The sequence below is a fragment of the Ideonella aquatica genome, assembly GCF_018069755.1.
In the GTDB taxonomy this organism is placed as follows: domain Bacteria; phylum Pseudomonadota; class Gammaproteobacteria; order Burkholderiales; family Burkholderiaceae_C; genus Ideonella; species Ideonella aquatica.
Genome location: NZ_JAGQDE010000019.1, coordinates 1 through 14,994 on the forward strand (window position 1 = coordinate 1; position 14,994 = coordinate 14,994).

The 14,994-nt window shown below is 68.4% G+C and carries 6 protein-coding genes; 3 read left to right on the forward strand and 3 right to left on the reverse strand.

Going from position 1 to position 14,994, the window contains the following annotated elements; translation table 11 throughout:
• Nucleotides 1-624: 624 nt before the first annotated feature.
• From KAK06_RS24595 to KAK06_RS18125, 3 genes are all read left to right on the forward strand, one after another.
• Nucleotides 625-2,196 carry an LA2681 family HEPN domain-containing protein gene (locus KAK06_RS24595; protein WP_210803553.1) on the forward strand — a complete coding sequence of 524 codons (1,572 nt, stop codon included), beginning with the start codon at nt 625-627 and terminating at the stop codon, nt 2,194-2,196.
• 406 nt (nt 2,197-2,602) lie between these two features.
• Nucleotides 2,603-3,913: a hypothetical protein gene (locus KAK06_RS18120; RefSeq protein WP_210803554.1), complete on the forward strand. Its 1,311-nt coding sequence runs from the start codon at nt 2,603-2,605 to the stop codon at nt 3,911-3,913.
• A 477-nt stretch (nt 3,914-4,390) separates the two neighbouring features.
• Nucleotides 4,391-11,239, forward strand: coding sequence for an MBG domain-containing protein (locus KAK06_RS18125; RefSeq protein ID WP_210803555.1), 6,849 nt, complete (start codon nt 4,391-4,393; stop codon nt 11,237-11,239).
• A 57-nt stretch (nt 11,240-11,296) separates the two neighbouring features.
• On the opposite strand, the gene KAK06_RS18130 is transcribed toward KAK06_RS18125, so the two are convergent.
• The 3 genes from KAK06_RS18130 to KAK06_RS18140 all read right to left on the reverse strand — a co-directional run bounded on the left by KAK06_RS18130 (nt 11,297) and on the right by KAK06_RS18140 (nt 14,933).
• Nucleotides 11,297-13,045: a ShlB/FhaC/HecB family hemolysin secretion/activation protein gene (locus tag KAK06_RS18130; RefSeq protein WP_210803556.1), complete on the reverse strand. Its 1,749-nt coding sequence runs from the start codon at nt 13,043-13,045 to the stop codon at nt 11,297-11,299.
• Nucleotides 13,046-13,164: 119 nt separating this feature from the next.
• On the reverse strand, nt 13,165-14,169 hold the full coding sequence (locus KAK06_RS18135) for a DnaJ C-terminal domain-containing protein (protein ID WP_210803557.1): 1,005 nt from the start codon (nt 14,167-14,169) through the stop codon (nt 13,165-13,167).
• Between the two features lie 209 nt (nt 14,170-14,378).
• Complete coding sequence (locus tag KAK06_RS18140) at nt 14,379-14,933, reverse strand: TIGR02594 family protein (RefSeq protein ID WP_210803558.1); 555 nt, start codon at nt 14,931-14,933, stop codon at nt 14,379-14,381.
• Nucleotides 14,934-14,994 lie beyond the last annotated feature (61 nt).

The following is a 14,994-nucleotide window of genomic DNA, read 5'->3' on the forward strand; positions in this document are numbered from 1 at the left end:
TTCATGGCCATGGTGATCACCGTCAAAACCCCTGCCACTAAATGCAGCAGGGTAGGTCTCTCACCCTGGTCAGTTTTGAATCGGCACTACGCAGCTTTGCTGGTCAGTTTTCGGTCGGCGGCAACACGATCAAGACAAAGGTCGACGGCACTTCCCAGCGCCTGCCGTGTGTGTGTAGTGAGCTCTGCCAGGCGGCTTGGAAAGTCATGTTCGCTGCCGGAACTTCGATGACCGAAGAGCGAGTGTGTCGTCGTTGCGAAGCTGCGGTTGCCTGAAAGGAAGTGATATCGACTGAGGAGACTGAAGAGGGTCTCGTCAGGAAGCCATTCTGGAAGGGGCATCGCCCCGCCGAAAGAATGCATGGTCATCGCGCACCGTCCTCCTTCAACTTGGATGATGTACCGTGGCCTGGACCCCGGGCCGGAAATGCTCCGGCGCGCGGCGGTCGCGAGTCGAATCCGCATCAAAGAGGCAACGGGCGCAGACAATGCGGGCTGCCGACAGATACGTCCTGGATTGGCGGAACCTTGACGTTGAAATGGTCCTGTGCTCAGGCCACTCGCGGTATCGAGTCCGACTGGCTCAGGGCATTTGATACTCCCAATTCAGCGAGGAGGCGCAAAGGTGACCCTTGAAGACTTGCTGGCCCTCCAAACATTGGACGGGCTTGAACCTGCGAAAGCTCTGCGTGTCATTGGCACGTTGGTAGACCACGCGCTCGACACCCGTGATCTGGAGTTGAACTCTCGAGTGCTGCACTGGGCTGCGAAGCTCGAGCCCAGGCTTACAGATGACACCGAGCGCGTGCTGCTGGACTACTACTGGGCGAATGCTTGGGCCAACGTCGACGCGGATGCCCGCCAAGACCGTACGCAGGCCTGGGTTTGGGATCAGGAGCCCGCGCAGCGTCAGCTTCTATTGCTGCGTCGGGCGCTGACCCGGCCAACCTTCCCCAAGGTGCCCGACCTGTTGCAGTGCCAGATCCTGACAAACCTCGGCAACCAACTGAGCTACCTCGGGCGATTCATTGAAGCACGGGAGTTTTGGTCGCGAGCGCTTGATGCGATGCCCGACTTCTGGATGGCGAGGTTCAACCGGGGCTTCGGGCTGATCACCTACGCGAGGCATCTGTACGACATGGGGCATCGAGCTGTGCTTGCACTGGCTGCTCACACGGACATGGTGAATGCGGTGAGCAGCTTGGATGCGCATGCCGAGTACGGTGACGTCAGGTTGCGGGCCGAATTCGTGGCTTATGCCCAGAGCATCGCTGCGAGGGTGGACCTTGAGGCGGTCTCGGCCGAATACAACCCTGATGGGTTCTCTTTGGGAGAGGACGCGCGAGAGCAAGGCTACCGGAAGTGGTGCCTGCAGGAATGCCTCTTCTTGAACCCGCTGAATGATGCTGGACCAAACTCGATCGCTGCCCGCGATGTGATGCAGTTGCCAACGTTCTGCACGTTGGCCGACGAGCGGCCCGTGGTGCTGGGCCTCTTCAACCAATTGAAGCAAGAGTTCGTTTCTGCGCGCTGGATGTACTACGAAGGTGTCACCTCCGAGGGCTTGCACTTCTCGGATCGAGATGTGGCCCTATACAACACGCTTGACTACCCGGCGCTGGGCCTGGCCGCAGAAAAGGTGAAGCTGGCCTTCCGGATGAGCTACTCGCTCTTCGACAAGATTGCTTTCTTCCTGAACCATTACATGAAGCTCGGCATCGCGGAGACACAGGTGTCCTTCAGGCATGTCTGGCGCGACAAGAAGACCAAGCTGCTGCGGCCCGCCTTCGCCGACACGGAGAATCTGGCGTTTCGGGCGCTGTACTGGCTGAGCAGAGACTTCTACGACGAGGATATCAAGGACAGCATGGAGCCCGAGGCTCGGGCCTGTCATGACCTGCGCAACCATCTAGAGCACAAGTACCTCAAGCTTCACCTGATGGCGTTGCCAGAGCCGGAGACCACGCCCAGTCCCTTTGACCTGTTCAAGGACGACCTCGCTCATTCGTTGACGGTGGCAGATCTTGAGCGACGCAGCCTGCGCATGCTGAAGCTGGCCAGGGCAGCGCTGATCTACCTTCTCCTCGGGATGCATACCGAAGAGGAACGTCGCCGCGCTGCGTCGGGTTCGGACGGCCTGGCTGCCACCATGCCGATCCACATGGCGGACGACCTCTACAAGCAACGCTTGGGATAACCACGACCCGCACGCTCGCTGACGGTTGTCAGCGCGACGGGCCGAAGCAGATTTCTGTATCCGGCATCGGCAACAAGCGCTCCCAAAATCGTAGTATGCGTACCTCAAGCTCGAACAACGCAATTCTTCCAGCGAATCAGGCCTGCGGGGTCGGAACCTTCGCCCTTTCCGGCCTCGAAGCGGAGGCCTCGATCCAAGGGGCCGCGACTGTGTATTGTCAAGTGAACAGCGCTCGACCAGATCGGGGTCGGCACGTGAGGCGATGGCTATTGCGCCAGGGCTATCAAGTTCTCCGGCGCCGTAGCGGCAACGTTCCGGAGCCGTATCGTTCATCGCCTGACGAGGACTTCACCTTGACGTACCCCGGCGTGGTGTACTCCGCCAAGTGCCTCGCGGCGTCGCTTCCATGAAGGGCTTGCTTGCTGTGATCGCGAGTCTGATCCAATCAGCACGGCGTTGGATTTACGACATCCATTCGCGGAGCCACGGGGAACAGTCAATGTCGTCGAACACGAAGCAACCTGCCAAAAATGATTCCGCGGCGCCCCCACCTGCAGAGCCCACGGAAGATCACCTTCCGATCATCGACAACTGGCTTCGATTCGACCGTGGCGCCACTTTTTCGACGCTCGAGTTCCCTCTGTACACGGATGTCTCCTTTACTGGCGACATGCAACAGAGCGGGCCATACATATTCCTCAACCTAATTGCACGCGAAGAACGGCCGGGAACCGTTCGGCCCGCTATGGTCCTACGGTACGCCGAGGCACGTGAAGGAAAGCGACCAACCTTCCCGAAGAAGTCGAACACGGACCTCTATCACGGTGGGACGCTCGTTGACGAAGTGGCGGCGCTGGCAGCCCTACTTCTCGGAGCGAGATGTGCCTCGGGCGGACTCTCACGCGCTTTCGGCGGAGGTCTCACAAACGATCCAATGGGTCGCCCCATCGGCTGGGAACAGGTTCCGATACCGGGGTCGATCAGATTCTCGCGAGACTCGGCGATCGTTCCCTCAGCGCTCGGCTTCCGAAAGATGGCCCTATTGGCTGGTCTCGACGGTCTTCCGCAGCTCTCCAAGAAGCAGTCAGTGTCGCTGATCCGGTCTGCCAACCTGTTCAATGACGCGTTGTGGCTATGCGAGCAGGAGCCGCACCTATCATGGCTGATGCTGGTCTCTGCGTTAGAGGGCGCTGCGGTTTGTTGGCAACAGGAAAAGGGATCACCTGTCGAACGCTTGCGAATATCCAAGCCTGACTTCTCTGCAGCGATTGAGGAGCAGTTCGGGGCCGATTTGCTTGCAAGGGTCGCGGCCGAGTTTTCTGACTCGCTTGGTGTGACAAAGAAGTTTGTCGACTTTTGCTTGGCACACCTTCCACCTGCGCCAGAACCTCGCCCTCGCGAGGCCTTCCAGATCGACTGGACCCCGGAATTCTGGCAGCGCGCTCTCAGACAAATCTATCAGTACAGATCAAAGGCACTGCACGAAGGTATTCCCTTCCCGGCTCCGTTGTCGGAGCCACCGATGCTCTTCGAGGGAGACTCTGCGCACAGTGAACGAGGAACTCTTGGCCTGTCGACGAACACACTCGGCGGCAGTTGGATCGCGAAGGATCTTCCGGTGAACATGAACGTGTTCGTTCAATTCACGCGCAGCGTGTTACTCAACTGGTTGAGCAAGCTTGCGGACCCTGCCGCCATGGCTGCAGAAGTAGAGTAGGAACGACCTTCACCATATCCCGAGTGTCAGGATGTCGATGCGAGGCAGCCTGCTCAGGGCAACGCCTGATCACCCCTGAAGCGCATGAAGCATGGGCGCTGCAGAGCTGTCTCAGACTCCACTGCGCGATGCTCGCTCAGCGTATCGACGCGGTCGTCGTTGTCTCAGACATCGGGCTCGCGCGCGCACTTCGGCGAGCTTGGATTCACAGGCGAGGCTGTCTCAGACTCTTTTGTCCAAGAACACCAAGCCCACCCGGGCGCCCCCGCCACCTGCCAGATCCGTCACACTTTGCTGCCCCGCCCCCCCGCCGCCCCCTCAAGGGCCGCCGCGCCTTGACGACACCGATGGCAGTGACCAGAGGTGACAGCCGTTGCCTCGGTCGATCCATCAGATCGGAGTGGTGCGGTGGCTCAGCGTGGACGTCAACAGTTGGCAGTGAAGGTGCGGGCGCCTGGCGACAGGCGCCTGAGTGTCATGACCCTGGCCGCCTTGATGGCGTTGGGGGGCTGGCCGCCGATCGCGCAGGCGCAGGTGCTGCCGTCCGGTGGCAGCGTGGTGCGCGGCCAGGCCCGCATCGGCACGCCCAGCGGCCAGTCGCTGACGATCCAGCAGGGCTCGGCGCGGGCGGTGATCGACTGGTCGCGCTTCGACATCGGTGCGGGCGCGCAGGTCAACGTCGTCCAGCCGGGCAGCGGCGCGGCGCTGCTCAATCGGGTGAGCTCTCAGGCGCCCAGCACGCTGGCTGGACAGCTCACGGCCAACGGTCAGGTGTTCCTGGTCAATCCCAACGGCATTGCCATCACGCCCACCGGCACCGTGCAGGTGGGCGGCGGCTTCGTGGCGTCGACGCTGGACATTGGCAATGACGACTTCATGGCCGGCCGGCTGCAGTTTGCCGGCGACACCGGCGTGGTCACCCACGCCGGTCGCATCGACACTGGCGACGGCGGCTTTGCCGTGCTGCTGGGTCAGCGCGTGGACAACAGTGGCAGCTTGGTGGTGCCGCTCGGGCGGGTCGGGCTGGGCGCCGGACGGCGCGTCACACTCGACCTGCAGGGCGATGGCTTTCTGCAGGTCGGCCTGCCGGCCAATCCGCTGAGCGACGACCCGGTGGTGAACCACCGCGGGCGGATCCAGGCCGATGGGGGCCGGGTGCAGATCTCGGTCGCGTCGGCGCGCCAGGCGGTGCGCCAGGTGGTCAACCTGTCGGGCGTGGTGGAGGCGCGCAGCGTCTCGGGCCGCTCGGGGGCCATTGTGCTGGGCGGTGGCGATGCGGTGGTGGCCGTCAGTGGCCGACTCGATACCAGCAGTTCCCAAGGCCAGGGCGGCCAGATCACTGTCACCGGCGGCGACATCACGCTGCAGGGCGCCACGCTGGACGCCTCGGGCGCCAGCGGTGGCGGCAGCATCCGCATTGGCGGTGATTGGCATGGCGGCGGCACGCTGCAGCGGGCGCAGAGCACCACGCTGGACGCCACCACCACCCTGAAGGCCGACGCCACCGCCAGCGGCGATGGTGGCGACGTGGTGGTCTGGGCCGATGGTCGCACCGCCTTTGCCGGGCGCATCAGCGCGCGCGGCGCCGGCGCCACGGGCAACGGTGGCGAGGCCGAGGTCTCCGGTCGCACGCAGCTCAGCTACACCGGCCAGACCGATCTGCGCGCGGCCGAACACACCCGCAGCGGCCGCACCGGCCACCTGCTGCTCGACCCCTACGACGTCACCATCTCGTCGGCCGCAGACACCGGTGCCGGCTTCAGCGCTGGCGCCGATGACACGGTCATCAACACCACCACGCTGCAGAACGCGCTGGCCACGGCCAGCGTCACCGTCAGCACCGGCAGCGGCGGCACGCAAAGCGGCCAGATCACTGTGGCCAGTCCGCTGAGCTGGAGCGCCAACACCACGCTGACGCTGGACGCCGCCGCTGGCGTGGCGGTGAATGCCGGCATCACCCACTCTGGGGCCGGCAGCGGGCTGGTCCTGCAGGCCGCGGGCAGCGCCGGCATCACCGGCTCGGGCGCGCTGGCCAATGGCGGCACACTCAGCTTCAACCAGAACCATGCGGGTGCCAACAGCACCTACGCCGGCGACATCACGGGCACGGGCAGCGTGAGCAAGGCGGGGGCGGGTGCGCTCAGTCTGGGGGGCAGCAACAGCTACAGCGGCACCACCAGCGTTCAGGCCGGGACATTGCAGCTCACCGGATCGGGCAGCCTGGGCACGGGCAGCATCGGCATCGGTTCAGGTGCCACGCTGCTGTTCAACACCAGCGCCTACAACAACAGCGGCGCACTGCTGTCAAACAGCATCTCGGGCGCCGGCACGCTGCAGATCGCTGGCGCCGCCGCGACCCAGCTCGTGCGCCTCTCTGGCGACCTCTCCGGGCTGACGGGTGCTTTCCAGGTCGATGTCGGCGCGCGCGCCAATCTGCATGGATCGAGCCTGGGCAGCGCCTCGGCCAACTTTGTCGTCGACGGCCTGCTGGCCACGTTGACGACGGGCGCCACTTACCAGTTTGGCTCCTTGGCCGGCTCAGGCACGGTCAGCCAAGGCGGCGGCACGACCAACACGGTGCTGGAGATCGGTGCCAACGGCCAGTCCACGACGTTCTCCGGCAACATCGGCAACTGCTGCGACTCCACCTCGTTGACGAAGCTGGGCACGGGCACCTGGTCGCTCACAGGCACCATGACCTACACCGGCACCACCACCATCAGCGCCGGCACCTTGCAGGTGGGCGCCGGTGGCACCTCCGGCGCCCTGAACAGCAGCAACATCATCAACAACGCCGCCCTGGTCTACAAGCGCTCGGACGCCATCTCGATCGGCAATGCGATCTCCGGCAGCGGCAGCCTGACGCAGTCGGGCAGCGGCACGCTCACGTTGACGGGCAGCAACAGCTACAGCGGCAGCACCACGATTGCCGCCGGCACGCTGCAGGTCGGTGCGGGCAGCACCACCGGCACGCTGGGCACCGGGGCGGTGACCAACAACGGCACGCTGAGCGTCAACCGCTCGAACGCGCTGACGGTGGCCAATGCGATCAGCGGCACGGGGGCGCTGACCAAGTCCGGCGCCGGCACGCTGACACTGACGGGCGCCAACAGCTACAGCGGTGGCAGCACGCTCAGCGCCGGCACCGTCGTCCTGGGCAGTGGCACCGGTACGCTGGGCTCGGGCACGATCACGCTGGCGGGCGGCAACCTGGCACTCAACCCGGGCTCGACCAGCGCCACCTACACCTACGCCAACCCGATCCATGTCACCGCCAACGGCACCATCGCCAGCGACGATGGGGTGAGCGTGCTGTCCGGCGCGGTGAGCATCGCCTCGGGCACCACGCTGAAGATCGGCACGGCCGGCTGGGCCGGCAAGACGCTGACCTTGTCCGGCGACGTGTCCGGCGCAGGCGCGCTGACCATCCAGGGCAACGGGCTGACGGCCGATGGCTACGCCACCTCGACCAATGGCGTGGTCACGCTGAGCGGGACGAACGGCTACAGCGGGGCGACCGCGGTGACCTCGGGCACCTTGAAGGCGGGCTCGACCGGCGCCTTCAGTGCCGCCTCGGCGGTCACCACCTCCAGCGGCGTGGTGCTGGATCTGGCGGGCTACGCCAACAGCATGGGCTCGCTGAGCGGCTGGGGCACGCTCACCAACAATGGCGCGGCGGCGGCGACGCTGACGATGGGCGGCAACAACGCCAGCACCACCTTCGCGGGCGTGATGCAGGATGGTAGCGCCGCGTTCGCGCTGACCAAGACCGGCAGCGGCACGCTGGCGCTGTCGGGCACCAACACCTTCACCGGTCTGACCACGATCAGTGCCGGCACGCTGCAGTTGGGGGATGGCGGCTCGTTCGGCAAGCTGGGCACCGGCCAGGTGCTGAACAACGGTGTGCTGGCCTTCAACCGCACGGTGTCGTTGACCGTGCCCAATGCGATCAGCGGCACCGGCAGTCTGACCAAGGCCACCAGCAACACGATCACCCTGACCGGCGCCAACAGCTACAGCGGCACCACCACGGTCAGCGCCGGTACCTTGCAGGTGGGTGCGGGCGGCACCAGCGGCACGCTGGGCACCGGTGCCGTCACGGTGGACGGCACGCTGGCCTTCAGTCGCTCTGATGCACTGAGCGTGAGCAGCCACATCGGCGGCAGCGGCGCCCTGACCAAGGCGGGCGCCGGCACGCTGACGCTGACCGGCACCAACACCTACAGTGGCACCACCACGATCAGCGCCGGCACGCTGCAGGTGGGCGCAGGCGGCACCAGCGGCACGCTGGGCAGCGGCAGCGTGACCAACAGCGGCACGCTGGTGTTCAACCGCTCGGACGCACTGACGGTGGCCGCTGCGATCAGCGGCACCGGCGCGCTGACCCAGGCCGGCAGCGGCACGCTGTCGCTGTCGGGCGCCAGCACTTATTCCGGGGCCACGACCATCAACCAGGGGGCGCTGAAGATCATCGGCTCGGGCTGGCTGGGCGCAGGCACCTACAGCGGGCTGGCGGTGGCCAGCGGCAGCAGCTTCGAGTACAGCTCGAGCGCCACGCAAACCCTGTCGTCGATCAGCGGCGCCGGCACCGTGACCCACAGCGGCGGCGGCACGCTGACGCTGTCGGGCACGCCCAGCTTCACCGGCATCTACAACCTCAACGGCCCCACGACGCTGAGCGGGGCCGGCAACCTGGCCAAGTCCGGTCTGGGCTATGCGTCGGCCGTCAACATCGGCGGCTATGTCACGCTGGCGGGCGGCAACAACAGCTTCCTGGGCTACCAGGGCGGCGCCTCGGCCACCACGGTGGTCACGCTGAATGCGGGCGGCACGCTCTACAACCCGGGCGCGACGATGCACCTGACCAACGGCATCACCTTCAATGGCGGCACGCTGGCCAGCGGAGCGGCCAACAGCACCTTCGCCGCCTACGGCAGCTACACCTTTGACAACGCGGTGTATGTCACGGCCAACTCCACCGCGTCGGCGCTGAGCCTGGCACTCAACAGCGGCAGCGCGGTGGACATGGTGGTGTCGCCCGGCGCCACGCTGACGGTCAGCGGCACGATCGACCGCCCCACCTTTGGTGGCGGCGCCGACCTGCGCCTGCAGGGCGGCGGCACGCTGGTGCTGCAGCAGGCCAACAGCTTCACCGGCATGACCTGGGTGGACGCTGGCACGCTGAGACTGGGCCACGCCGGTGCGCTGGCTGCCAGCAGTGCCGTGACGGTGAACGGCACGCTGGACCTGAGCGGTCACGCCGCGGCGGTGAGCTCACTGGCGGGCTCCGGCACCGTGACCAACAGCGCCGCCAGCGCCGCCACCCTGACGGCGGGCAGCAGTGGCGCCTCCACCACCTTCTCGGGCGTGATCCAGGATGGCAGCGGCAGCGTGGCGCTGACCAAGGCCGGCAGCGGCACGCTCACCCTCAGTGGTGCCCTCAGCCACAGCGGCGCCACCACGGTGGACGGCGGCACGCTGGCGCTCAGCGGCAGCTGGGACCGCCATGGCGCCACGGCGACGGTGGCGGTGGCCTCGGGCGCCACGCTCAGCGGCGCAGGCACGCTCAGCGCCAGCACGCTGCAGGTGAGCGGCGCCGGCACCATCGACCTCAGCGGCAGCAACGTGGTCGACCAACTGAGCACCAGCGGCACGGTGGGCGCGCTCAGCTTCAGCAACGCGGCCAGCCTGAGCGTGGGGGCGATCAACAGCACCGGGCCGATCACGCTGAGCACCACCGGGGCCAGCGCCGACCTGACCCTCGGCCAGTCCCTGCACTCGGACGCCAGCGGCGACGCGGTGGTGCTGGCGGCCGGCGGCCGCTTCATCAACCAGGCCGGCGCCAGCGCCCTCACCACCGGCACCGGCGGCCGCTTCCTGGTGTATTCGAACGACTGGGAGGCCGACACCGTGGGCGGCCTCAGCGCCGGCCATCTGTACAACCGCAGCTACGCCAACGATGCACCGGGCACGATCACGCAGGCGGGCTCGCAGTTCATCTACCGCCGGCAGCCGCTGCTGACGGTGACGGCCCTGGATGCATCGCGGGTCTATGGCGATGCCAACCCGGCGTTCTCGATCTCGGTGAGCGGCGTGGTCAATGGCGATAACGTCGCGGCGGCCTATGCTGGGCAGGCAGCGGTATCGACCTTGGCCGACGCAGGCGTCGGCGTGGGCAGCTACGCCATCACGCCCGGCGCGGGCACGCTGGCCAGCAGTCTGGGCTACGGCTTCAGCTATGTGCCGGGCACGCTCAGCGTCACGCCACGGGCTCTCACGGTCAGTGCGCTGGCCAGCAGCCGCGTGTACGGCAACGCCAACCCGTCGCTGGGCTACATCGTCGGCGGCTTGGGTCTGGTCAACGGCGACACCTTGAGCGGCGCGCTGGGCTCCAACGCCACGACGGCATCCCATGTCGGCACCTATGCCATCACCCAGGGCACGCTGGTCGCCTCACCGAACTACACGCTGAGCTACACCGGCAACGCGCTCACCGTCACGCCGCGCGCGATCACCGTGATGGCCCATGCCCAGACCCGCACCTACGGCGACGCCAACCCGGCGCTGGGCTACACCGTGGGCGGCCTCGGCCTGGTCAACGGCGACACGCTGAGCGGCGCCTTGGCCACCAGCGCCACGGCCGCGTCGAACGTAGGCAGCTACGCGATCACCCAGGGCACGCTGGCGGCCTCGCCCAACTACACGCTGAGCTACACCGCCAACCACCTGGCCGTGACGCCCCGTGCGATCACGGTGCTGGCCGATGCCCAGACCCGCGCCTACGGCGACGCCAACCCCGCGCTGAGCTACAGCGTGGGCGGCCTGGGCCTCGTCAACGGCGACACGCTGAGCGGCAGCCTGGCCACGGCGGCGGACAGCGCCACCCACGTGGGCCGCTACGGCATCAGCCAGGGCACGCTGGCGGCCTCGCCCAACTACCTGCTGAGCTACAGCAGCAATGAACTGGTGGTGACCCCGCGCGTGATCACCGTGGCTGCCGATGCGCACAGCCGCTACCAGGGTGACCCCAATCCGCCCCTGACCTACTCGGTGGGCGGGGCGGGGCTGGTCAATGGCGACCGCCTCAGCGGTGCGCTGTCCACCATGGCGGGCACACAGGCCCTGCCCGGGTCCTACGCGATTGAGCTGGGCACGCTGGGCGCCAGCGCGGACTACCAACTGAGCTATGCACCGGCCACGATGACGGTGCGCGCGCTGCCGACCCCCCGCCTGGCCAACGCCAGGACCGTGCAGGTGAGCAGCCTGGACTGCGCCGCCGCGACTGACCTGCCGAGCGCCGAGCGGGCCTGCGGCACCTCGCGCTGAGGTCTCAAGTGGTCGCCGGGGCGGGCTGGGCGCAGCGCAGCCCGGCCCTGGGGGTGTTCAGAATCGGGTGCGCAGCGCCACCCAGGCGCGGTGCGACGACTGCGTGTCGCCGGCCCCACCGGCGCCGCGCGCCCACTCCAGGTCCAGCTCCATCGGCAGGCCGAACGGGCCGATGGACTCGATCCGCAGGCCCAGGCCGTAGGAGCGCACGGCCAGCCGGGCGGCTTCCAGCGCCGTGGGCGCAAAGACCCGACCGCGTGCATCGGCCACGAACAGGTACGGTGCCAGCGATTCGCTGCGGCCCAGCTGCTCCAGCCGATAGGGCTGTATCCACTCCGCGCGCAGCGTGGTGCCTGCATCCACGGCCAGTGAGCCCGGCAGGAAGCCGGACGCCGCGGTCGGGCCGTCCAGTGACAACTGCTCAGACTGCAGCAGCGGCCGACCGAAGGCGGTCTGGGCGGCCGCGTTCAGATCCAGCCGGCTGCCCGTGGCCGCGATGGGCACCACCCAGCGCAGCGTGGCCAGTGCGCGTGTGAAGCGCGGCTGGGCACCCTGGCGCGACAGCGGCACCCCCTCGGCCCGGGCCTGGTCCGCATCACGGCCGCCCAGGCCTTGCACCAGGCTGGCCCCTGCGGCGATCCAGCCCCAGGGCGGGACGTTGCCGGTGTGATCGAGACCCAGCTTGACCGCCCAATAGCGGTCGTGCTTGAGGTCCACACCGAAGGCCGAGGCCGTGTTGCGCTGGTCAATGTGTTCCACCGACAGGTTGGCGCTCAGCCGCTGGGCACGGTCGACCTGCAGCGGCCAGTGGATCCGGCCCACGCCGCGGCGGAAGCGGCCGAGGGTGGCGGGCAGGCCGGGTGTGGTGGCCGGGCGGGTGCTGGAGGTGGTGAACTCGATGCCCGCGGTGACCCCCTCGGGGGTCAGGGGCAGTGACAGTCCGGCGCCCAGCAGGCTCAGGCCGCGGCCCTGGGGCTGGCCGGACGGGTCGCCGGCGCTTTGCCGGACGCTTGCATACAGCTGGTCCTCGCTGGCCAGCAGGCCATTGCCGCTGACGCTCAGGCCCCAGGCCCAGCGGCCCAGCGTGGCATCAAGCTGGTTGTCGGCGGTCAGTGACAGGGCCAGCGCCTGGTGGCTGCCGTCCAGGATCAGGCGCGCGGCGCCGGCCTCCTGGCCGGCTGCCAGGGTGCTGCGCAGGTGCAGGCCCGGCACGTCATCGGCGCGGGCCAGCCGGGTTTCCAGCTCAGCCTGGGTGAGCGAGCGTCGGCCGACCAGCGCGGCGGTGCGCCTGAGCACGGCTTCGCGCACGCGCTCGGGGAGCCCTTGCACATCGATCGATTCGATGAAGCCATCCACCGCCTGAAGGCGCAGCGCGCCGCCATCCTCCAGCGACTGCGGCGGCACCGCCACCCGCACCAGCGGGTAGCCCGCGCGGGCGAAGCCGGCCTCCAGTGCGGTGGCTGCTTCGAAGACCTGCGCCACCGAGATCCGCCGACCAGCCAGACTGTCCAGCAGGGCGCGCTGCGCGGCATCAAGCTCCGGGTGGCTGCCGCTCAGCTCGGCCTTCTCCAGCGTGACGAACAGCCGCTCGGCCCCGTCGGGGGCGGCTGACGGCGCGGTGCCGGTCAGCTCCAGCGTCAGCGGACGCGGGCTCGCCTGCGGGCGCAGCGTGTCCGGGGTCAGGCGGCTGGGCGGGACATCGCCAGCACGTTGGGCGCCCGCGGTCGGCGCGACCGCCAGGCCGCCCAGCAGCAGGCCGGCCTGCAACCATGGCCTGAGCCGCATGGGTGAGGTGTGGTGGATCATCCCGGCAATCTAGGGCCAGGTCGCGGACCCTGGTCCCGCGAGATGACGGTCCGGCCCCCCCTTTATCTGCGCCTGCCAGGCCGGGTCGGTCGGCTTGGCGTGGATCGCCTCAGCACGCCTCAGCGCGCCACGCGTCGCCCGCGCTTCCAGGCCTGCAGCCGCTGGCGCCAGGCCAGCAGCGCCTTCTCGGGGTGGGCGTCGGCAATCGCTGCCAGGCGCTCCAGCAAGGCCTGCTGCTCGGCATCCGGGTGGGACGGGAAGCTGGGCTCCACCGTGACCAGGTAGTCGCCGCGCTCGGCGCTGCCACGCGCCAGCGGCAGGCCTTGGCCGGGCAGGCGGTAGACCCGGCGGCCGCGGCGCAGGCGCATCTGCTGCAGGCCGGTGGGCGCGGGCACCTCGATCCATTGCTGGGCCAGCCAGGCAAAGCCGTCCACCGGCAACTGGCAGCGCAGCGTGCCGTCGTCGCTCCACTGGAACAGCGGGTGCGGGGCCAGCTCGATGCGCAGCTCCAGCTGGCCATCGAAGCCGCCGCGGTGCCGGCCGCCGCCGTCGGCCATCAGCACGTCGCCCTGGCGCAGGCCGGCCGGCAGGCGCACGCTGCAGCGGTAGCGCCAGGTCTGCTGGCCGGCGCCGTCGCAGGTGGGGCAGCTGGTCTGACGCTGGCCGCTGCCTTGGCAATCCTCGCAGGCCTTGTCGGTGGCCGGCCAGGCCAGCCACCAGTCCTGGCGCTGCCGACCGCTGCCGCGGCAGCTGGGGCAGGGCTGCGGCTCACCCAGCACGCCGCGGCCGTCGCAGGGCGGGCAGGGGTCGACCAGGCGGCCGCGCAGGTCGCGCGTGGCGCCTTGCACGGCCTCCTCGATGGACAGGCGCACGCGGCGGCGCACCACGCGGCCCTTGGCGGCCGACGATGCAGGGGCCTGATCGGCCTCATCGACCGACGCCAGCGTGGCCAGGCGGATGCGCTCGTAGGCGCCGTTGATGCGCTGGATCAGCGCCGCAGCCTCGGCCGACGCGTTGCGGTCCGGGTGCCAGCGCGACACCATCCGCCGCCAGGCCTGCTTGACCTCGGCGTCGGTGGCACCGGGCGCCAGGCCCAGTTCGACGTAGGCGTCGTCGATGCTCACGTTTCATCCCCCTGCAGCAACAGCGGGCATTGTCGCTGCTGCGTCTGGGATTCGGCGCGCGCTGTGTGGGCCGTGGTGTCGGCGCCGGTGGCGGTGATCTGCCGTGGGGAGTCGTCAAGCACCGGTCGCCGATGCGGTCGGCGTCCCACGCCATTGGCCAGCCCTGATCACCAGGGCCACCGAGCCCCTTCAGCGGCTGGCAGGCTGGCTCAGCCCTCGTTCTGCGACAGCCGCCCATTCGCCGCCAGCCGCACCCGCCGCACATTTGCCGGCTGGTTGATGCGCCACGGGCAGCGCCGCGCCTGCAGCAGGCGGTCGCGGCCCAGGCGCTTGATGCTGACGCGGTCGTCCTGGTTGCCGCCCAGCACGTGGAAGGCGCTGTCGTCCTCGCCCACGTAGACGCCCACATGGCCCTGGAAGCCGTTGCGCGCGCCGCGCCAGAAGACCAGCACGTCGCCGAGCATCGGGGTGTCGGCCGGGTTGCCCCAGGCCTGCCAGTTGCGGGCCAGCAGCGCGTTGCCGCGGGGCGCGTTGTCCCAGCCGGCCTGGCCGGCCACATAGGCCATGGCCAGGCCGCACCAGGCGGTGGCGTCGTCGCGGTAGACGCGGTCCAGGCCGATGCTGCGGGCCCAGTCCAGGATGGTGGGGTTGGAGCCGGGGCCCAGGTCCTCGGCGGTGCCGAAGATCTTCAGGAATTCCTTGAGCAGGCGGGGGCCGGGTTCGGCGTCGAGCCAGGCGTAGGCGGCGGGAAGCGGCGTCGGCATGGGGTCTCCTTCGGCGTGTGCGGGCATCGGCCCGCCGAACGAGGATAGCCAGCCGCCTGCA